Annotated in this window: 19 protein-coding genes; 13 read left to right on the forward strand and 6 right to left on the reverse strand. The window is 66.6% G+C overall.

The window, feature by feature from the left end:
* Positions 1-100: 100 nt before the first annotated feature.
* From DU475_RS02750 to DU475_RS02790, 9 genes are all read left to right on the forward strand, one after another.
* Positions 101-2,221 (forward strand): TRAP transporter permease, encoded by a 2,121-nt coding sequence (locus DU475_RS02750; protein WP_164630535.1) that lies wholly within the window; start codon positions 101-103, stop codon positions 2,219-2,221.
* A complete protein-coding gene (locus tag DU475_RS02755; RefSeq protein ID WP_013504355.1) occupies positions 2,218-2,592 on the forward strand; it encodes a DUF1850 domain-containing protein in 375 nt (124 codons plus the stop codon). Before DU475_RS02750 ends, DU475_RS02755 begins: the two co-directional genes overlap by 4 nt.
* Before the next feature lie 148 nt (positions 2,593-2,740).
* Entirely contained in the window at positions 2,741-4,516 is a 1,776-nt protein-coding gene (locus tag DU475_RS02760) for a B12-binding domain-containing radical SAM protein (protein WP_164630538.1), read from the forward strand.
* Between the two features lie 92 nt (positions 4,517-4,608).
* Positions 4,609-5,412, forward strand: coding sequence for an SDR family NAD(P)-dependent oxidoreductase (locus tag DU475_RS02765; protein ID WP_164630540.1), 804 nt, complete (start codon positions 4,609-4,611; stop codon positions 5,410-5,412).
* A 164-nt stretch (positions 5,413-5,576) separates the two neighbouring features.
* Complete coding sequence (locus DU475_RS02770; protein WP_164630542.1) at positions 5,577-6,335, forward strand: tetratricopeptide repeat protein; 759 nt, start codon at positions 5,577-5,579, stop codon at positions 6,333-6,335.
* A 180-nt stretch (positions 6,336-6,515) separates the two neighbouring features.
* Positions 6,516-8,426 carry a propionyl-CoA synthetase gene (locus DU475_RS02775; RefSeq protein WP_013504351.1) on the forward strand — a complete coding sequence of 637 codons (1,911 nt, stop codon included), beginning with the start codon at positions 6,516-6,518 and terminating at the stop codon, positions 8,424-8,426.
* Between the two features lie 184 nt (positions 8,427-8,610).
* Complete coding sequence (locus tag DU475_RS02780) at positions 8,611-8,871, forward strand: hypothetical protein (protein ID WP_047307913.1); 261 nt, start codon at positions 8,611-8,613, stop codon at positions 8,869-8,871.
* 228 nt (positions 8,872-9,099) lie between these two features.
* Positions 9,100-9,789, forward strand: coding sequence for an OmpW/AlkL family protein (locus tag DU475_RS02785; protein WP_047307914.1), 690 nt, complete (start codon positions 9,100-9,102; stop codon positions 9,787-9,789).
* A gap of 135 nt (positions 9,790-9,924) precedes the next feature.
* Positions 9,925-10,143, forward strand: a complete 219-nt coding sequence (locus DU475_RS02790; protein ID WP_011160033.1) for an alkylphosphonate utilization protein — start codon at positions 9,925-9,927, stop codon at positions 10,141-10,143.
* A gap of 20 nt (positions 10,144-10,163) precedes the next feature.
* Here the strand turns inward: DU475_RS02790 and DU475_RS24015 are convergent, their stop codons facing one another.
* Positions 10,164-10,328, reverse strand: coding sequence for a hypothetical protein (locus DU475_RS24015; protein ID WP_205524198.1), 165 nt, complete (start codon positions 10,326-10,328; stop codon positions 10,164-10,166).
* 472 nt (positions 10,329-10,800) lie between these two features.
* Between DU475_RS24015 and DU475_RS02795 the strand changes: the two genes are divergently transcribed.
* Positions 10,801-12,123 carry an ABC1 kinase family protein gene (locus tag DU475_RS02795; RefSeq protein WP_164630544.1) on the forward strand — a complete coding sequence of 441 codons (1,323 nt, stop codon included), beginning with the start codon at positions 10,801-10,803 and terminating at the stop codon, positions 12,121-12,123.
* 23 nt (positions 12,124-12,146) lie between these two features.
* Positions 12,147-12,767, forward strand: coding sequence for a class I SAM-dependent methyltransferase (locus tag DU475_RS02800; protein ID WP_164630546.1), 621 nt, complete (start codon positions 12,147-12,149; stop codon positions 12,765-12,767).
* Between the two features lie 73 nt (positions 12,768-12,840).
* Here DU475_RS02800 and DU475_RS02805 read toward each other — a convergent pair whose 3' ends face one another.
* The gene (locus DU475_RS02805) at positions 12,841-13,047 is read right to left on the reverse strand and encodes a type II toxin-antitoxin system HicB family antitoxin (RefSeq protein WP_164630548.1); all 207 of its coding nucleotides are present in this window, start codon (positions 13,045-13,047) and stop codon (positions 12,841-12,843) included.
* The gene (locus tag DU475_RS02810) at positions 13,047-13,241 is read right to left on the reverse strand and encodes a type II toxin-antitoxin system HicA family toxin (RefSeq protein WP_142883565.1); all 195 of its coding nucleotides are present in this window, start codon (positions 13,239-13,241) and stop codon (positions 13,047-13,049) included. The genes DU475_RS02805 and DU475_RS02810 overlap by 1 nt, the downstream gene beginning before the upstream one ends.
* A 295-nt stretch (positions 13,242-13,536) precedes the next feature.
* Here DU475_RS02810 and DU475_RS02815 point away from each other — a divergent pair, with 295 nt between their 5' ends.
* Together DU475_RS02815 and DU475_RS02820 are read left to right on the forward strand one after the other, a co-directional pair.
* The gene (locus DU475_RS02815) at positions 13,537-15,696 is read left to right on the forward strand and encodes an anthranilate synthase component I (protein ID WP_047307919.1); all 2,160 of its coding nucleotides are present in this window, start codon (positions 13,537-13,539) and stop codon (positions 15,694-15,696) included.
* 153 nt (positions 15,697-15,849) lie between these two features.
* Positions 15,850-16,395 carry an adenine phosphoribosyltransferase gene (locus tag DU475_RS02820; protein ID WP_164630550.1) on the forward strand — a complete coding sequence of 182 codons (546 nt, stop codon included), beginning with the start codon at positions 15,850-15,852 and terminating at the stop codon, positions 16,393-16,395.
* 219 nt (positions 16,396-16,614) lie between these two features.
* On the opposite strand, the gene DU475_RS02825 is transcribed toward DU475_RS02820, so the two are convergent.
* From DU475_RS02825 to DU475_RS02835, 3 genes are all read right to left on the reverse strand, one after another.
* Positions 16,615-17,280, reverse strand: coding sequence for a hypothetical protein (locus DU475_RS02825; protein WP_142883564.1), 666 nt, complete (start codon positions 17,278-17,280; stop codon positions 16,615-16,617).
* Positions 17,281-17,337: 57 nt separating this feature from the next.
* A complete protein-coding gene (locus tag DU475_RS02830) occupies positions 17,338-18,111 on the reverse strand; it encodes a P-loop NTPase family protein (protein WP_011160028.1) in 774 nt (257 codons plus the stop codon).
* Between the two features lie 180 nt (positions 18,112-18,291).
* Positions 18,292-18,816, reverse strand: a 525-nt coding sequence (locus DU475_RS02835) for a M48 family metalloprotease (protein WP_164630552.1), incomplete at its 5' end; no start/stop codon positions are given.

Raw genomic sequence — 18,816 nt, forward strand, 5'->3', positions numbered from 1 at the left:
ATCCATCGCTCTTCGAAGAGGACGGATGGCCGGGTCGAGCCCGGCCATGACGCCGATATAACAAACCCCACAACGAACCACGCGGCGGAAACGGGCGTCCATGCTGAAGGCTGAGGTTGCGGTCGAACAGGCTCCCGGAGCCGTCAAGGTCGAGTTCGACAATTTCGAGCACGGGTTTCCGGCCGGGTTCGGTCCGCGCGGCTGGCGTCATCTGGCCTATGCGGTGGCGATCGCCTTTGCCAGCTTCCAGCTCGTCATCGCGGCCTGGAACGTGCTGCCGAGCCAGGTGGTGCGCGGGGTTCATGTCGGCTTCCTGTTGCTGCTCACCTTCGGGCTGATCGGCAATTTCACCGCCCGCACCGATCTCGGCCGCGCGATCGCATGGTCGATCGGCGCGCTCGGCTTTCTGTGTGGGCTGTATCAGTGGATCTTTTACGCCGACCTGATCCTGCGCGATGGCGACCCGACCCATCTCGATCTGGTGGTCGGCACGCTGCTGGCGGTGCTGATCTTCGAGGGCACGCGGCGGCTGATGGGGCCGGCGCTGCCGATCATGTGCGGCGTCTGCCTGCTGTACTGGTTCTTCGGCCAGTATCTGCCGGCGCCGCTCAATCATCGCGGCTATGATTTCGATCAGGTCGTCACCCATCTGTCGTTCGGCACCGAGGGCTTCTACGGCGTGCCGATCTACGTCTCGGCGACCTACATCTTCCTGTTCATCCTGTTCGGCTCGTTCCTCGAGCGCGCCGGCATGATCCAGCTCTTCACCGACGTGTCGCTCGGCCTGTTCGGCGGCAGCCGCGGCGGTCCGGCCAAGGTGTCGGTGTTCGCCTCGGGGCTGATGGGCACGATTTCCGGCTCCGGCGTCGCCAACGTCGTCACCGTCGGCCAGTTCACCATCCCGCTGATGATCAAGTTCGGCTACCGCCGCGCCTTCGCGGCCGGCGTCGAGGCCACCGCCTCGATGGGCGGCCAGATCATGCCGCCGGTGATGGGCGCGGTCGCCTTCATTATGGCCGAGACGCTCGGCGTCGATTACTCGGTGATCGTCAAGGCGGCGGTGATCCCGGCGTTTCTGTACTTCGCGTCGGCGTTCTGGATGGTGCATCTCGAGGCCGGCAAGCATGGTCTGGTCGGGATGAAGAAGTCCGAGATCCCGAGCGCGTGGCGCGCCGTGGTCGCCCGCTGGTACCTGGTGTTGCCGCTGGCGGCGCTGGTGTTCATGCTGTTCGAAGGCTTCACCCCGCTGTATGCCGGCTCGATGGGGCTGGCGCTGACGGTGGCGCTGATCCTCGGCGCTTCCATCGTGCAAGGCTTCTCCAGGCCGGTGCTGCGTTATGTGTTCTGGATCGGGCTGGCGCTGGTGGTCGGCGCGGTGTCGCGCGACGGCCTCGACATCATGCAGATCCTGATCGTGGTCGCGGTGCTGGTGGCAATCACGGCGATCACCCGCGGCGGCCGCGCGACGTTGGTCGCGTGCCGGGATTCGCTGGCGGACAGCGCCAAATCGGCGCTCACCGTCGGCATGGCCTGCGCCATCGTCGGCACCATCATCGGCATGATGACGCAGACCGGCGTCGGCACCGTGTTCGGGAGCTGGGTGATCGGGCTCGGCGAGCACAGCCTGTTTCTGGCGCTGGTGATGACCATGCTGCTGTCGATCCTGCTCGGCACCGGCATCCCGACCATCCCGACCTACATCATCACCGCGGCGCTGGCGGCGCCGGCGCTCGCCAATCTCGGCGTGCCGCTGATCATCAGCCATATGTTCGCGTTCTACTACGGCATCATGGCCGACCTGTCGCCGCCGGTGGCGTTGGCCGCGCTGGCGGCGGCGCCGATCGCCAAGGAAAAGCCCGACAAGATCGGCTGGGAGGCGATGCGGATCGCGCTCGCCGGCTACGTCATCCCGTTCATCGCGGTGTACTCGCCGGCCCTCATGCTGCAGCCCGGCGACGCGATGGCCGCGGAGCTCGGCTTCTACGGCGCCGTGCTGTATGCGACGCTGAAGGCGCTGCTCGCGATCGGGCTGTTCGGCATGGCGTCGATCGGTTTTCTGTTCACCCGCATGACCGTGGTCGAGCGGCTGGTGGCATTTGCGGCGGCGGTCTGCCTGCTCGGCGAATTTCGCTACAGCGACTATGCGGGTTTCGTGATCGCGGCGCTGATCGTCGGCTGGCAATGGCGGCAGCGGCCGCGTAGCGCGGTAGCCGCGGCATGAGCCTCTGCGTCGCGTCCGCCGGCGTGATCAAGACGCTGGCGGTCGCCGCCTTCACGCTGGCCTGGACGCACTCGATCGAGAAGACCGAATGGCAGGAGGACTGGCGGGTGACCCCGCAGGGCCTCGAACTGATCGCCGCGCGCGTCAAAGGCAGCGGTGCCGGCATGGAGCCGGCGCCGGAGGCGCGGTTGGTCGATGGCTGGTTTCAATGGCGGGTGACGCGCCCGCCGCAGCGCGAGCTGATGCTCGGCAACTCCGGGATGGCGGGCGAATGGCGGCTGTGCGCGGAGGGAGGCTGCCGCAGCTTCTCCGAGATCGTCGGACACCCCATTGGCGCGCAGCCGACCACGCTCATTAGCTGCCCGGACTAGCCTTTCAGCGCATTGCTGCCGGTTGAATAACGCCCCCCTTGCTTCCGAATAATCGCTTGCGGTCTCAGCCGAAGCGCAGGCACAGTGCGGGCGATACAGATCGCCCGCTCGGCGGGCGCTCGGCCGGTTCCAGGGAAAGGTGTCACCGATGGGTCCGGTCGCATGCGCGAAGCGGAAGTTCATACTGCTGCTGATCAAGCCGTCGCATTACGACGACGACGGCTACGTCCTGCGCTGGTGGCGCGGGATCATCCCCTCCAATTCGCTCGCCACGCTGTACGGCATCGCAGCCGATGTCGCCGCACGCCAGGTGCTCGGCGCCGATGTCGAGTTCGAGATCGAGGCGATGGACGAATTCAATACCCGAATCGATGTTCCGGCGCTGCTCGATCGCTTCGCCCGCAACGGCAATTTCGGTCTGGTGGCGCTGGTCGGGGTGCAGTCCAACCAATATCCGCGCGCGCTCGACATCGCCCGGCCGTTCCGCGCCCGCGGCGTGCCGGTGGTGATGGGCGGGTTTCACGTCTCCGGTTGCCTGGCGATGCTCGACGGCAAGGCGATCGGGCTCGACGAGTGCCGCGAGATGGGCGTGTCGATGTTCGCCGGCGAGGCCGAGGGCGGCCGGCTCGACGACGTGCTGCAGGACGCTGCCGCCGGAAGGCTGCAGCCGGTCTACAACTTCCTCAACGACCTGCCCGGGATCGAGGGCGTGCCGGCGCCGTATCTGCCGCTCGCCACCGTGAAGCGGACGCTCGGCCTGTCGACCAGCGTCGATGCCGGGCGCGGCTGTCCGTACCAGTGCTCGTTCTGCACCATCATCAACGTGCAGGGCCGCAAGTCGCGCTACCGCACGCCCGACGATATCGAGGCGATGGTGCGCCGGAACTGGGCGCAGGGCATCAGCAAGTACTTCATCACCGACGACAACTTCGCCCGCAACAAGGATTGGGAGGCGATCCTCGACCGGCTGATCGAGCTGCGCGAATCCGAGGGCCTGCCGCTCGGCTTCATGATCCAGGTCGACACGCTGTGCCACAAGATTCCGCGCTTCATCGAGAAGACCAAGCGCGCCGGCGTGACCCGGGTGTTCATCGGGCTGGAGAACATCAACCCGGCCAACCTGATCACCGCCAACAAGCGGCAGAACAAGATCACCGAATATCGCGCGATGCTGCTGGCCTGGAAGGATCACGGCATCATCACGCTGGCCGGCTACATCCTCGGCTTTCCGGCCGACACACCGGAATCGATCCGCGCCGACATCGACATCATCAAGCGCGAACTGCCGATCGACGTGATGGAGTTCTTCTGCTTGACGCCGCTGCCGGGCTCGGAGGATCACCAGACGCTGTGGCGCGCCGGCGTGGCGATGGATTCCGATCTCAACACCTACGACGTCGAACACGTCTGCACCGCGCATCCGTTGATGTCGCGGCCCGAATGGGAGGCGATCTATCAGGAGGCGTGGAGCCGCTACTACACGCCCGAGCACATCGAGACGCTGCTGCGCCGCGCCGCGGCGACCGGCATCAAGCTCAGCAGCCTGGTCAAGCTGCTGGCGATCTTCTCGACCGCCGTGCGGGTGGAGAACGTGCATCCGCTGCAATGCGGGCTGTTCCGGCAGCGGCATCCGTCGGAGCGGCGTCCGGGTCTCGCCGCGCCGCACCCGCTGCTGTTCTGGCCGCGCTTCGTGTTCGACAGCGTACGCAAGACCGCCGCGATCCTGGCGGCATTCGCCGCCGTCGCGGCGATTGGCGTCCGCGTCGCGCGCGATCCGGACCGGCTCGCCTACACCGATCAGGCGCTGACGCCGGTGGCCGACGACGACGCCGATTCGCTCGGGCTCCTGACCCAGAGCGCCAGCGCCAAGCAGGCTGTCGCCCACCAGAAGAAGGTGTTTGATCTCACCCACGGGACGCCGTAAGCACCGCTCGTCGCAGGTCCCGCCGCCGCTCGGCCACGTGTCGGCGCGGGTCTGTGCCTGCGATCCGCGTAACGTGTAGTGGAACAAGAAGTATGCAACGTCTGAACGGCAAAACCGCGCTGGTGGTCGGCGCCGGTTCGATCGGTCCCGGCTGGGGTAACGGCAAGGCGACCGCGGTGACGTTCGCCCGAGAAGGCGCGCAGGTGTTCTGCGTCGATCGCAATCTCGCCGCCGCAGAGGAGACCGTCGACATCATCAAGGCCGAAGGCGGTCGCGGCATCGCGTTTGCCGCCGACGTCAGCCGCGCCGCCGACGTCGAGGCGATGGTCGCGGCCTGCGTCAAGGCCTGGGACGGCATCGACGTGCTCGACAACAATGTCGGCATTGCGGAGACCGGCGGCGTCGTCGACGTCTCCGAGGCCGATTGGGACCGGGTGTTCGCGATCAATCTGAAGAGCGCCTATCTGGCGATGAAGTACGTCGTGCCGGTAATGCAACGTCAGGGTGGCGGGTCGATCATCAACATCTCGTCGATCGCGTCGATCAGATATCTCGGCATCTCCTATGTCAGCTACGCGGCCTCGAAGGCGGCGATGAACGCGCTGACCCGCAACACTGCGGGGGAATATGCCAAGGACCATATCCGCGTGAATGCGATCCTGCCGGGGCTGATGAAGACCCCGATGGTGGCGCACTCCGCCGGCCTCGCCGCCAGCTATGCGGGCGGCGATGTCGACGCGATGTGGCGCGCGCGCGACGCCCAGGTGCCGATGGGCCATATGGGCGAAGCCTGGGACGTTGCAAATGCCGCATTGTTTCTCGCCAGCGACGAATCCAAATACGTCACCGGCATCGAACTGGTGGTCGACGGCGGCCTGACGCTGAAGGTGAACTAAGCAGCAGCGCTTCACGCTTCCCCACGTCATGGCCGGGCTTGACCCGGCCATCCACGGACAAGTGCACGGCGCGCTTGAAAGACGTGGATGCCCGGGTCAAGCCCGGGCACGACGAAGAGGAATGAAACGACGCTGATTTGAAGTACGAAGCGGTAGTTCTATCGATGCGCGTTGTTTTCATTGCCGCGAGTCTCCTGATCGCAGCGGCTGTCGCCGGGCCCCCGGCGTTCGCCACCGGTGGCGAGCCGCCGGACGATCCGACCGCTGATCCGGGCGCGTGCCTGGCCGCGGCGAACCTGCCGGACGATCGGCACACCATCGCGCTGTGCAGCAAGGTGATCGACAGCCGCGAGACCGATCGGGAGCAGCGCGTCAAGGCGTTGCTGGCGCGGGCCGCCGCCCACGCCCGGATCGGTCAGGTCGATCGCGCCATCGCCGACTACGACGATGCGCTGCGGGTCGATCCGAAACAGCCCGACGCGCTCAATGCCCGCGGCGAGCTGTGGCGCGGCAAGGGCGATGCGCGCAAGGCGTTGACCGATTTCGCCGCCGCCCTGAAGCTGCGGCCTGGTCACGTCGCGGCGCGTGCCAACCACAAGGCGCTGGCGCTCGAGGTCGAACGCGCCGGAATGCAGCAGGCATTGGCCGGCAGGCCGAGCTTCGACTGCCGCGGCGCCCGCAAGGCTGTGGACAAGGCGATCTGCGCCGATCCGGCGCTGGCCGATCTCGACCGGCGGATCGACGCTCAGTACCGCCGGGCGCTCCGCGACAGCGCCGGCCAGCCGGCGGTACTGCGGGCGCTGAAGAAGGCACACACTTCCTTCGTTGCCGCGCGCGACGCCGGCTTCGGCCGTCCCGGCTACGATCTGCGCGCCGCTCTGGAAGCACGCCTGCGGCAATTGTCGGGAGCGGGCGGCGGCTAGACGTCGACCCCAGCTCTCCGGCAGGCGCTTGCAACCCGTTGGCAGCTCGCCACAATGCCGCCCGGGCCGGACCGAACCAAAGGATGCGGCTTGATTAGGAACAAAGGCGGGGTTGCGTACCGCGCCTAAAAGCCGGACATGGCGGGCAAACCGCCTTGAGATCCACGGGAGCGTGACGCCATGACTATCCATGACAACAGCCGTTACCGCGAAGTTCATGCCCGCTCGCTGGCCGACCCGGAGGGTTTCTGGGGAGAGGTCGCGCAGAGCATCGACTGGATCGAGCCGCCCACCAAGGTGTTCGATGCCTCGCTCGGCCTGTACGGCCGCTGGTTTCCCGGCGCCAAGGTCAACACCTGCTACAACGCGCTCGACCGCCACGTCGCCAGCGGCCGTGCCGATCAGCTCGCGCTGATCCACGACTCGCCGCTGACCGGCACGACGTCCAAATTCACCTATGCCGAGATGCTGCGCGAGGTGCAGACGCTCGCCGCGATCATGCAGGATTTCGGCGTGCAGAAGGGTGACCGCGTCATCCTCTATATGCCGATGGTGCCGGAATCGATGGTGGCGATGCTGGCCTGCGCCCGTATCGGCGCGGTGCATTCGGTGGTGTTCGGCGGCTTCGCCGCCAAGGAGCTCGCCACCCGTATCGAGGATGCAAAGCCGAAGCTGATCCTGTCGGCGAGCTGCGGCATCGAGCCGGGCCGCATCGTCAAGTACAAGCCGCTGCTGGACGAGGCGATCGAACTCGCTTCGGTGAAGCCGGAAGCCTGCATCATCCTGAAGCGGCCGCAGCAGGATTGCGAGCTGAAGCCGGGCCGCGATCACGACTGGGCAGGCCTGCGCGAGCAGGCGCTCGCCGCCGGCAAGAAAGCCGAGTGTGTCGCGGTCGACGCCACCGATCCGCTGTACATCCTCTACACCTCCGGCACGACCGGTAAGCCGAAGGGCGTGGTCCGCGACAATGGCGGCCATCTCGTCGCGCTGAAATGGACGATGGAAAACCTCTACGGCATCAAGCCGGGCGAAGTGTGGTGGTGCGCCTCCGACATCGGCTGGGTGGTCGGCCACAGCTACATCATCTACGGCCCGCTGATCCACGGCGCGACCACGATCATGTACGAAGGCAAGCCGGTCGGCACCCCCGACGCCGGCGCGTTCTGGCGGGTGATCGCCGAGCACGGCGCGGTGGCGCTGTTCACGGCGCCGACCGCGTTCCGCGCGATCCGCAAGGAAGACGGCGACGGCAGCTTCATCCGCAAATACGATCTGTCGAAATTCCGCACCCTGTTCCTGGCGGGCGAACGCGCCGATCCGCCGACGGTGGAATGGGCCGAGCAGCAGCTCAAGGTGCCGGTGATCGATCACTGGTGGCAGACCGAAACCGGCTGGTGCATCGCCGGCAATCCGGTCGGCCTCGGCCTGTTGCCGGTCAAGCACGGCTCGCCGACGGTGCCGATGCCCGGCTACAAGCTCGAAGTCGTCGACGAGGGCGCCAAGCCGGTGCCGGCGGGGACGATGGGCTCGATCGTGATCAAGCTGCCGCTGCCGCCCGGCAACCTGCCGACGCTGTGGCAGCAGGACGAGCGCTGCCGCGAGAGCTACTTCGCCGACTTCCCCGGCTACTACAAGACCTCCGACGCCGGCTATGTCGATGACGACGGCTACGTCTTCGTGATGGGTCGCACCGACGACATCATCAACGTCGCCGGCCACCGGCTGTCGACCGGCGGCATGGAGGAGATCCTGGCCTCGCATCCGGACGTCGCCGAATGCGCCGTGCTCGGCATCAACGATCCGATCAAGGGCGAGGTGCCGTGCGGCCTGATCGTGCTGAAGAGCGGCGTTGCCCGCGATCCGGCCGAGATCGAGAAGGAGATCGTCAAGCTGGTGCGCGACAAGCTCGGCCCGGTCGCGGCGTTCAAGCTGGCCGTCACCGTGCCGCGGCTGCCGAAGACCCGCTCCGGCAAGATCCTGCGCGGCACCATCAAGAAGATCGCCGACGGCGACGCCTGGACGATGCCGGCCACGATCGAAGACCCCACCGCGCTCGACGACATCTCCTCGGCGCTGAAGAGCCATAGCTGAGCCTGGGGAGGGGCCGACTTGCGGACTTACAAACTCCGCAATTCGGGTTAGACAAAGCCTCGCAACGTCATTCCGGGGCGCGCGTGTCACGCGCGAACCCGGAATCCAGACGTTGTTGCCACGAGAGTCCGGGTTCGCTCGCTTCGCGAGTGCCCCGGAATGGCCCGTGCTCTGGGGACCTTGGATGCCATCAACCTCGAAACGCCTGATCGTCCTGGCGGTCGTCGCGCTCGCGCTCGCCGGCTGCGCCAGCCGCAACGATGCGCCGGCCGATCTCGGCGACGATGACGCCTTCTGCCGGCAGAACGGCGTCGCAGCCGGTTCGCCCGAATACGTCGCCTGCCGCAAGGACCGCGACGTGCAGCGCTCCAACGCCCTCAGCCGTGCCAACCGCGCCCAGCGCAACCTCGGCGAATACATGATGCGGAATCCCGAGCGCCCGTAAGCCCTTGCGACGGCTTGGCTATGCCCGAAGCCTGGAATTCAGGGCGCGAGCTGGCGGTACTTTGCGCGCTGCGGTAAGCGAATCCGTGACCCAAAAGTCACGCGCGGCCCAATGTCGCAGCAATTGCGCCGTCGTTTGATCCAGATCAAACCCGCCCCTCCCTCACAGGCATTTGTGCACCTCAGCGTGAACTCCCGCTCACGCGAACGAGCTTCAAAAGGGGCACCTATGACCAAATTTCTGACTGCAGTGTCGGCGCTGGCTTTGGCGGCGGCGTTCAACCTCGCGCCGGCCTCCGCCGACGCCGCCGATCTCGCCACCCGACCGATCTACAAGGCGCCGGTGGTGGCGGAATCCAGCCCGTGGATGATCCGCCTGCGCGCGCTGGGCGTGGTGCCCCGGGATTCGGGCTATGTCGATCAGATTGCCGGCTCGTCGCTGAAGACCTCCGACGCGCTCGTGCCCGAGCTCGACATCACCTACTTCTTCACCAAGAACATCGCCGCCGAACTGATCCTCGGCGTCACCCGCCACAGCGTTTCCGGCGCGGGCTCGCTCACCGGCATCGACGTCGGCAAGGCCTGGCTGCTGCCGCCGACCCTGACGCTGCAGTATCACTTCACCGAGTTCGGCGCGTTCAAGCCTTATGTCGGCGCCGGCGTGAACTACACCTTCTTCTTCAGCCAGAGCGCGGCCTGCTGCACCGTGATCGACAGCCACCTCAAGGACGCGTTCGCGCCGGCGGTGCAGATCGGTTTCGACTACATGATCGATCAGCACTGGGGCATCAACGTCGACGTCAAGAAGCTGTGGCTGCGTCCCGAGTGGAGCGGCACGCTCGCTGGCGGCACGCCGATCACCGGCAAGGTCAATCTCGATCCGTGGCTGATCGGCACCGGCATCACCTACCGGTTCTGAGCTTTTCAGCCTGCGACGAAGCGCGGGGCGGAGCAATCCGCCTCGCGCTTTTCGTTTGAATGCGCCCGCCGCAACATTGCGCCGGGACGGCATTCCTGCTTTGGCTTTGCGCCACCAAACTGAAGGAACCGACCCATGAGCATCGAAGTCAGGGATTGCAACGGCGCGCTGCTCGCCGATGGCGACAACGTCTCCCTCATCAAGGATCTGAAGCTGAAGGGCTCGTCCACCGTGCTGAAGCGCGGCACGATGATCCGCGGCATCCGCCTCACCGACAGCGAAGACGAGATCGAGGGCCGCACCGACAAGATCAAGGGTTTGGTACTGCGGACGGAATTCTTGAAGAAGGCATGAACGCCGCCGGGAAGCTGGCGCTAGTGGAGTTGCCCGCTGTCGCCCACCGCGTAGCTGAAAATCACCGCGGCGCGGAGCCGGGCCAACTCGGCCTCGAGGTGTTCGTTGACCTGCATCAGCGCGCGTAGCGCCTCGTGAACGCTGCCGCCGCTTTCCGCGACGATCCGGTCGATCTGCTTGTCCAAGGGGGTCGGCATGAGAGTGTCCCGCTGATCATGCTGGCGATGGCATCAACAAGGACACCAATCCGTCGATCAGGGCGCGAGTTCCTTCTGATCGCGGCGGGATCGCGATTGCCGGGAGTTGTCACCGTTATCCCCAGCCTTCCTTGGGGCCGGAGAGGATGCATGCCGGGAACGGGTTAGGCGTCAGCGCGTACCGATGCGTTGGTGTCGTGGCCAGAAACCGGCAAAATGAGCCACGTCCGCCATCTCCGTTGCGGCCGGTTGTCACCCGGCATGCGCAGCATCAATGCACGAGCGGCGCCGGCGTTCCGTGGACAATCGGCGAGGCGGTGGGCGGCGATCGGGGTGACATGATCACAGACGGTCAGAGCCGCAGGCGGCAATGAAGGCTCAGCCAGAGCCGGGTCCCGAACCCGCTCGTCCCCCGCGCCACCCCATTCATTGCAGTTGGTGCCGCCCTGAAGGAGCCACGATGCCGCATCGGAAGATCGAGAGGAAGGCGCTCGCCGTGCCGAGCTCGCGGCTGTCGCGGCTCGCCAAGCTGGGCGGGCTGGCTTCCTCCATCGCGGGCAACGTCGCCGCCGATGTTGCCGGTCAGCTCGTCCGCGGGCAGCGCCCCCGGATGGACGAACTGCTGCTGACCCCGGCGAATGCGCTCAAGGTCGCCGACCGGCTGGCGCAGATGCGCGGCGCCGCAATGAAGGTTGGCCAGCTAATCTCGATGGACGCCGGCGACATGCTGCCGCCGGAACTGGCCGAAATCCTCGGCCGGCTGCGCTCGGAAGCGCACCACATGCCGGTGCCGCAGCTCAGGCGGGTGCTGACCGAAGCGTGGGGCCGTAACTGGCAGCAGCGCTTTGCCGAATTCGACGCCGAGCCGATCGCGGCGGCCTCGATCGGCCAGGTCCATCGGGCGCGGACCAGGGACGGCCGCGATCTGGCGATCAAGGTGCAGTATCCCGGCGTCCGCCGCAGCATCGATTCCGACGTCAACAACGTCGCCTCGCTGATGCGCGTCGCCGGCCTGGTGCCGGGCGGCGTCGACATCGCGCCGATGATCGCCGAGGCCAAGCGCCAGTTGCACGAAGAGGCCGATTACGAGCGCGAGGGCCGCTGCCTGTCGAGCTTCGGCGCGCTGCTCGCCGACCGGCCGGAATTCCGCGTGCCCGAGCTGCACCCCGATCTGACGGCGCCGAACGTCCTGGCGATGAGCTATGTCGACGGCAGCCCGGTCGACAGCCTCGCCGCGGCGCCGCAGGCGGAGCGCGACCGGGTGCTGACGCTGCTGATCGTGCTCTTGTTCCGCGAGCTGTTCGAATTCCGGCTGATGCAGACCGATCCGAACTTCGCCAACTACCGCTACGCGCCGGCGACCGGGCAGGTGCTGCTGCTGGATTTCGGCGCCACCCGCGCCTTCCCGCCGGAGTTCGCCGAGCTGTATCGCCGCCTGCTGCGCGCCGGGCTGAGCGGCGATCGCCCCGGCATCCGCGCCGCTGCGCGCGACATCGGCTTTCTCGCCGACGGCGTGCCGGCGCGGCTGGAGCAGGCGATGCTCGAGATGTTCGAAATGTCGCTGCAGCCGCTGCGGCAGGATGCGCCGTTCGATTTCGGCGTCAGCGATCTGGCGGTGCGGATGCGCGAAGCCGGCATGGCGATGGCGTCGGACCGCGCGCATTTCCGTATCCCGCCGATGGACACGCTGTTCCTGCAGCGCAAGTTCGGCGGCATCTACATGCTGGCGACGCGGATGCGGGCGCGGGTCGACCTGCGCGGCATCGTCGAGCCGTATCTGTGACGACTGGACGGGAGGAGCCGCGAATGGCCGAGGCCGCAAACGCCAAATTCTGGGACAAGGTCGCCGACCGCTACGCGGCGCGGCCGATCAAGGATCCGGCCGCGTTCGACGCGATGCTGGCCGACGTGGCGGGGCGGCTGCGGCCGACCGACCGGGTGCTGGAGATCGGCTGCGGCACCGGCTCCGCCGCGATCCGGCTGGCGCCGCACGCCGCCGAATGGATCGCCTCCGACTTCTCGGCCGAGATGTTGCGGATCGCCCGCGCCAAGCCGGCGCCGGACAATCTGCGCTTCGTCCAGGCCGACGCCGCCACCGCCTTCGACGGCGGCCCGTTCGACGCGATCTGCGCCTTCCAGGTGCTGCATCTGGTGCCGGACATGCCGGGCACTCTGGCGCAGATCCACGCCCACCTGAAGCCGGGCGGGCTGTTGATCAGCAAGACCTGGTGCTTTGCCGAGATGGGCTTCAAGTTGCGCGCGCTGTTCTTCGTCCTCCGCAGCATCGGCCTGTTCCCGCGTGCCCAGACCCTGACCCGCAGCGCACTGCGCCAGGCGATCCGCGATGCCGGCTTCGAGATCGCCGACGAACGTGTGTTCGGCACCAACCCGCACGGCCCCTACATCGTGGCACGCAAGACGGGTTAACGGGCGCGGTGTGCGTGAGTAAGACGCGCCGACCTGCCAAGTAAGCGCTCCAGGTGGCGGTTGTTGAGTGACTTCAGGTCTCGACGTACTCGGCCAGACTGGTCGGCTGCGGGACAGGCAAGCCGTCTTCTCTCAAGCCGTCGATGTGAAACCGGATCGCCTCGCGGATCTCTACCTCGACGGTAGCGACGCTGTCGCCGGTCGCGACGCATCCGGGAAGGTCCGGCACATAGGCCGAATAATTACCCTCAGCTTGTTCGATAACGACCGCGTAGCGCATCAGCGCCGCTCCTTTAAGCCTGCCTGTTTGAGGATACTGGCAAATGTGCCCGGGGCAAGATCATCGGAGGGCTTACCGGCGACCGTAACACGGCCTGGCTTCCAAGGATGTTTGAATTGCCGGTGGCTTCCGCGGGTAGCGATGTGGATCCACCCGTCCGCCTCGATCAGCAGAATGACGTCTCGAACCTTCATCGGAGCGCTCCGCCAAGGTGACCAGCATATTCCAGCCTCGGCCATGTGCCTTGCTGCTTTGGTTGCAGGCGGCAGGCGCCGGTGGCCCCTTGACTCCGCCCGGCCGGAGTGATGGTCTGCCGCCCATGCGCACGTTCCGCCCGACCCCGCTGCTCAGACGTCGTTGGTGGCGCACCTCGTAACCAGAGGTGGCCGTGCGATCCCGTTAATTTCCGATCGTCCTGAGGCCGCCACGCGAGGCGGCTTTCGTTTGTCCTGTGTGGCGTTCCTTCGGCAAGTTGCTTAAGAGGATGCCATGAACAGGACCGTTTTTTCGCTTCCCGCGACCAGCGACTACAAGACCGCCGCGGGCCTCGCGGTGACGCGCAGCGCCCAGCCTTTCACCGGCGGCCAAGCGCTCGACGAGCTGATCGACCTGCTCGATCACCGCCGCGGCGTGATGCTGTCGTCCGGCACAACCGTACCGGGTCGCTATGAGAGCTTCGACCTCGGCTTCGCCGATCCGCCGCTGGCGCTGACCACCAGGGCCGAGAAATTCACCATCGAGGCGCTCAATCCGCGCGGCCGGGTGCTGATCGCGTTCCTGTCCGACAAGCTTGAAGAGCCCTGCGTGGTGGTCGAGCAGGCCTGCGCAACCAAGATCAGGGGGCACATTGTCCGCGGCGAGGCCCCGGTCGACGAGGAGCAGCGCACCCGCCGCGCCAGCGCGATCTCGCTGGTGCGCGCCGTCATCGCCGCGTTCGCTTCGCCGGCCGATCCGATGCTCGGGCTGTACGGCGCCTTCGCCTACGACCTGGTGTTCCAGTTCGAGGACCTGAAGCAGAAGCGCGCCCGCGAGGCTGACCAGCGCGACATCGTGCTGTACGTGCCGGACCGGCTGCTGGCCTACGACCGCGCCACCGGCCGAGGTGTCAGCATCGCCTACGAGTTCGCCTGGAAGGGACAGTTCACCGCCGGGCAGCCGAACGAGACCGCCGAGAGCGTCTACACCCAGACCGGCCGGCAGGGTTTCGCCGACCACGCCCCGGGCGACTACCCCAAGGTGGTCGAGAAGGCGCGCGCGGCGTTCGCCCGCGGCGACCTGTTCGAGGCGGTGCCGGGCCAGTTGTTCGGCGAGCCGTGCGAACGCTCGCCGGCCGAAGTGTTCAAGCGGCTGTGCCGGATCAATCCGTCGCCCTATGGCGGCCTGCTCAATCTCGGCGACGGCGAATTCCTGGTGTCGGCCTCGCCCGAGATGTTCGTCCGCTCCGATGGCCGCCGGATCGAGACCTGCCCGATCTCCGGCACCATCGCCCGCGGCGTCGACGCGATCAGCGACGCCGAGCAGATCCAGAAGCTCCTGAACTCGGAGAAGGACGAGTTCGAGCTCAACATGTGCACCGACGTCGACCGCAACGACAAGGCGCGGGTCTGCGTCCCGGGCACCATCAAGGTGCTGGCGCGGCGGCAGATCGAGACCTATTCGAAGCTGTTCCACACCGTCGATCACGTCGAGGGCATGCTGCGCCCCGGCTTCGATGCGCTCGACGCGTTTCTGACCCACGCCTGGGCCGTGACGGTCACCGGCGCGCCGAAACTGTGGGCGATGCAGTTCGTCGAGGACAACGAGCGCAGCCCGCGGCGCTGGTACGCCGGCGCCTTCGGGGCGGTCGGGTTCGACGGCTCGATCAATACCGGCCTCACCATCCGCACGATCCGGATGAAGGACGGCCTCGCCGAGGTCCGGGTCGGCGCCACCTGCCTGTTCGATTCCGATCCGGTGGCCGAAGACAAGGAATGCCAGGTCAAGGCTGCGGCGCTGTTCCAGGCGCTGCGCGGCGATCCGGCCAAGCCGCTGTCCGCGCTGGCGCCGGATGCCACCGGCTCGGGCAAGAAGGTGCTGCTGGTCGACCACGACGACAGCTTCGTGCACATGCTGGCCGACTATTTTCGCCAGGTCGGCGCCCAGGTCACCGTGGTGCGCTATGTCCACGGCCTGAAGATGCTGGCCGAGAACAGCTATGATCTTCTGGTGCTGTCGCCCGGTCCCGGCCGGCCCGAGGACTTCAGGATCAAGGACACGATCGACGCCGCGCTTGCCAAGAAGCTGCCGATCTTCGGCGTCTGCCTCGGCGTGCAGGCGATGGGTGAGTATTTCGGCGGCACGCTCGGCCAGCTCGCGCAGCCTGCGCATGGCCGCCCGTCGCGGATCCAGGTGCGCGGCGGTACGCTGATGCGTGGCTTGCCCAACGAAGTTACGATCGGCCGCTACCACTCGCTCTATGTCGACATGCGCGACATGCCGAAGGAACTGACCGTCACCGCCTCCACCGAAGACGGCATCGCGATGGCGATCGAGCACAACACCCTGCCGGTCGGCGGCGTGCAGTTCCACCCCGAGTCGCTGATGTCGCTCGGCGGCGAGGTCGGCCTGCGGATCGTCGAGAACGCCTTCCGGCTCGGTCAGCCGGCCTAAGCCGAATGGCCGGCATCGGCGATTGATCCAGATCGAAGGCCCGCCGGGGGAGCTCTGCTACCACCCCCGGCGGCAACTCAGTCGAATTGCCCGACTTGCGCCTCCCGCCCGCCAATGACGAATTGCGCCATCCGTAACGAAAGACCCGCGCCGATGACCCCCGAGTTTGCAAACGATTTGAAAGCCAGCGTCCGGGCGATTCCGGACTATCCCAAGCCTGGGATCATCTTCCGCGACATCACCACGCTGCTCGGCGAACCGCGGGCGTTCCGCCGCGCGATCGACGAACTGGTGCAGCCCTGGGCGGGTTCGAAGATCGACAAGGTCGCCGGGATCGAGGCGCGCGGCTTCATCATCGGTGGCGCGATCGCCCATCAGGTCTCGTCAGGCTTCGTGCCGATCCGCAAGAAGGGCAAGCTGCCGCATACCTGCGTGTCAATGGAAGACGCGCTGGAATACGGCACCGACAAGATCGAGATCCACGTCGATGCCATCACCCCGGGTGAGCGGGTGATCCTGGTCGACGATCTGATCGCGACCGGCGGCACCGCCGAAGGCGCCATCAAGCTGCTGCGCCAGATCGGTGCCGAAGTCCTCGCCGCCTGCTTCGTCATCGATCTGCCCGAACTTGGCGGCGCCGCCAAGATCCGCGCCATGGGCGTCCCGGTCCGGACGTTGGTCGCGTTCGAAGGGCATTGACTTAACCTCTCGCCGCATGGCGGGGAGAGGTCGGATTGCGCAGCAATACGGGTGAGGGGCCGGGCACTGCATCAGCAAGCTGCGGCATCCGCTGGGAGGCCGTAGCCCCTCACCCCAGCCCTCTCCCCGCAAGAGCGGGGCGAGGGAGCCCGCCGCCTGCAAGGCGAGATCGCGGATGAACGCTCAAGCTGCAACACCGTCTGTGGTGCGATAGCCGCACTACCGCCCCTGGGTCAGCTCAAGCTCCAGCGCGCGGAAGGTCGTGTAGTTGCCACGGATCCACTGGTTGAGTTCGGTGGAGGCGTCGGGCTCGGCGCGCAGGTAGCCGGTGAACGAGAAGTTTACGCGGTCAATGTAGGTCTTCAGAAACGGTGGCAGCCCTCGGATTCGCATCACCCGGCCGTGGCGGTACACCGCCGGCAGCTCGCCGAGCAGGATGTGCTCGTTGTCGATGGTGATGAGCTGCCGCGGCGGCACGATGTCCTGCAGGCGGTCGTAGGCGCGCGCCGAGTTGCGGTCGGTGTCGGCGAGGAACAGCACCACCGGTGCCACCCGGCGCCGCGCCGCTTCCTTGATGAAGCCGATCTCCGCGAACGTGTTGAAGAACTCGTCGAAGGCATGGAAGCCGAGGTCGACCACCTTGGCGAGGTCGTCGTCCAGGATCAGCCGGTCCATCAGCGCCATCTTGCCGAAGGTGTCGTCGACCTGTGCGGTCTCGGTGACGCGCGGCAGATAGTCGAGCAGCGACGGCTCCTTGACGTTGACGTCGAACGCCAGCACCGCGCCGCGCTGCAGCAGCAGATATTCGGTGAGCACGCGAGCGATCAGGGTCTTGCCGACGAACGGCCGCGGCGAACAGACAATGTAAACCGGGGTGCGCGACATCAGGCTGGATCGGTCGGGAATGCCGTCCGATATAGCCGGATTCCGCAGCGATGCGAACTATTTCTCGCCCGGCTCGTCGGTCACCGGGGTGCCGCGCCCGTTCTTGTCCTTGCCGACGATGTCGGTCAGCTTGATCCGGTCGAACTCGCTCCAGACGTTGGCGAGCCAGTGCCGGACATAGCCGCGCAGCACGAACGAGTAGTTGGCCGGCTCGCCGCTGACGCCCTTGTTGGCGACGAACTTCAGGAACGGCACCGACGACACTTCGACCTGCTCGTAGGCCATTTCGTTGAGCTTCGGAATCGTCAGCTCGGTGGCGTCCTTGATGCGGTGGAAGTACGAATTGTAGGTCGCCTGGTCCCACTCGAAGAAGCTGGTGTTGTTGATGAAGTTCTTCGTCAAGAAGTACTTCGCGCCGATCATGAAGTTGGCGGTCTCGGCAATCTCGTCCAATGACGCGATCGAGGGCCCCAGGATGTGGAACACCGCGAAGGTGATCTGGCCGGAGCGCGCCGCGTCGAGGAAGCCGATGTCGCGGAGCGACGCCAGCGCCGGCGACAACAGGCCGGCGCGGACGTCGATCACGGTCACCGACGGCACCGCCGAGTTCAGGGTGTCGAAGATCTTCATCTGGTCGGCCGTCGACGTCATGTCGACGATCTCGGTGATGTCGGGATGGAAGCGCTTCAGCGTGCCGCGCGGCGACTCGGTGTCGAAGGCGCGGGTCGGGACGTTGTTGGCGCTGAAATAGTCGAGCAGGGTGCGCGACACCGTGGTTTTGCCGACGCCGCCCTTGTCTGCGCCGACGACGATCACTGCTGGCTTCGCCATGAGATTCCTTTTCGGGCCGGTTCGATCCCCCACCGCGGCCGCGGGGGCCGGGGTGCAGACCTCTGCTTTGGGCGCGAACATGGCAGAAACATGGGATAATTCAATCGGCGCGGCGATGACGGGAGCGATCCTCAACAAATTCGTTCAGATGCGAGGCGATCGCGGGAGCCGCGTCGCGGATCAGCTCCGCCAGCCCCACGGCCCGCGCAGCAGCGACCGCTTGGGCGCAGGCGCGTCGCCCCACGGACCATGCACCGTCCCGGCTGCGGCCGGCGCCGCAGCGTCGTCCTTCGGACCGTCCGGGGCTGCCGCATTGGCGCCGTCCTCCCCGTTCGCCGCCGGCAGAGCGGGCAGCGGCGGCAGGTAATGCCCGCCGGCGAATTTCACCAGCGCATCGACGCGGGATTCCACCGACGGGTGGGTGGCGAACAGATCGGAGAAGCCGGAGCGCGGATTGTCGAGGCACATCTCCATCACCGCCGAGGTCGCGCCCGGCAGCTCGCCGCGGTTCTCGATCTTGCGCAGCGCCGAGATCATCGCATCGGGATTCTTGGTCAGCTCCACCGATCCGGCGTCGGCGAGAAATTCGCGCGACCGCGACAGCGCCAGCTTGACCACCTGCGACAGCAGCCAGGCCAGCAGGATCAGCACGATCGCCAGAATCACCACGACGATCGCGCCGCCGCCCTTGCGGCCGCTCGACGA

The sequence above is a fragment of the Rhodopseudomonas sp. WA056 genome, from assembly GCF_010906995.1.
In the GTDB taxonomy this organism is placed as follows: domain Bacteria; phylum Pseudomonadota; class Alphaproteobacteria; order Rhizobiales; family Xanthobacteraceae; genus Rhodopseudomonas; species Rhodopseudomonas palustris_G.

Coding starts and splice junctions, on each gene's coding strand:
- DU475_RS02750 (WP_164630535.1), top strand. CDS start 101: ATGCTGAAGGCTGAGGTTGCGGTCGAACAGGCTCCCGGAGCCGTCAAG.
- DU475_RS02755 (WP_013504355.1), top strand. CDS start 2,218: ATGAGCCTCTGCGTCGCGTCCGCCGGCGTGATCAAGACGCTGGCGGTC.
- DU475_RS02760 (WP_164630538.1), top strand. CDS start 2,741: ATGGGTCCGGTCGCATGCGCGAAGCGGAAGTTCATACTGCTGCTGATC.
- DU475_RS02765 (WP_164630540.1), top strand. CDS start 4,609: ATGCAACGTCTGAACGGCAAAACCGCGCTGGTGGTCGGCGCCGGTTCG.
- DU475_RS02770 (WP_164630542.1), top strand. CDS start 5,577: ATGCGCGTTGTTTTCATTGCCGCGAGTCTCCTGATCGCAGCGGCTGTC.
- DU475_RS02775 (WP_013504351.1), top strand. CDS start 6,516: ATGACTATCCATGACAACAGCCGTTACCGCGAAGTTCATGCCCGCTCG.
- DU475_RS02780 (WP_047307913.1), top strand. CDS start 8,611: ATGCCATCAACCTCGAAACGCCTGATCGTCCTGGCGGTCGTCGCGCTC.
- DU475_RS02785 (WP_047307914.1), top strand. CDS start 9,100: ATGACCAAATTTCTGACTGCAGTGTCGGCGCTGGCTTTGGCGGCGGCG.
- DU475_RS02790 (WP_011160033.1), top strand. CDS start 9,925: ATGAGCATCGAAGTCAGGGATTGCAACGGCGCGCTGCTCGCCGATGGC.
- DU475_RS02795 (WP_164630544.1), top strand. CDS start 10,801: ATGCCGCATCGGAAGATCGAGAGGAAGGCGCTCGCCGTGCCGAGCTCG.
- DU475_RS02800 (WP_164630546.1), top strand. CDS start 12,147: ATGGCCGAGGCCGCAAACGCCAAATTCTGGGACAAGGTCGCCGACCGC.
- DU475_RS02805 (WP_164630548.1), bottom strand. CDS start 13,047: ATGCGCTACGCGGTCGTTATCGAACAAGCTGAGGGTAATTATTCGGCC.
- DU475_RS02810 (WP_142883565.1), bottom strand. CDS start 13,241: ATGAAGGTTCGAGACGTCATTCTGCTGATCGAGGCGGACGGGTGGATC.
- DU475_RS02815 (WP_047307919.1), top strand. CDS start 13,537: ATGAACAGGACCGTTTTTTCGCTTCCCGCGACCAGCGACTACAAGACC.
- DU475_RS02820 (WP_164630550.1), top strand. CDS start 15,850: ATGACCCCCGAGTTTGCAAACGATTTGAAAGCCAGCGTCCGGGCGATT.
- DU475_RS02825 (WP_142883564.1), bottom strand. CDS start 17,280: ATGTCGCGCACCCCGGTTTACATTGTCTGTTCGCCGCGGCCGTTCGTC.
- DU475_RS02830 (WP_011160028.1), bottom strand. CDS start 18,111: ATGGCGAAGCCAGCAGTGATCGTCGTCGGCGCAGACAAGGGCGGCGTC.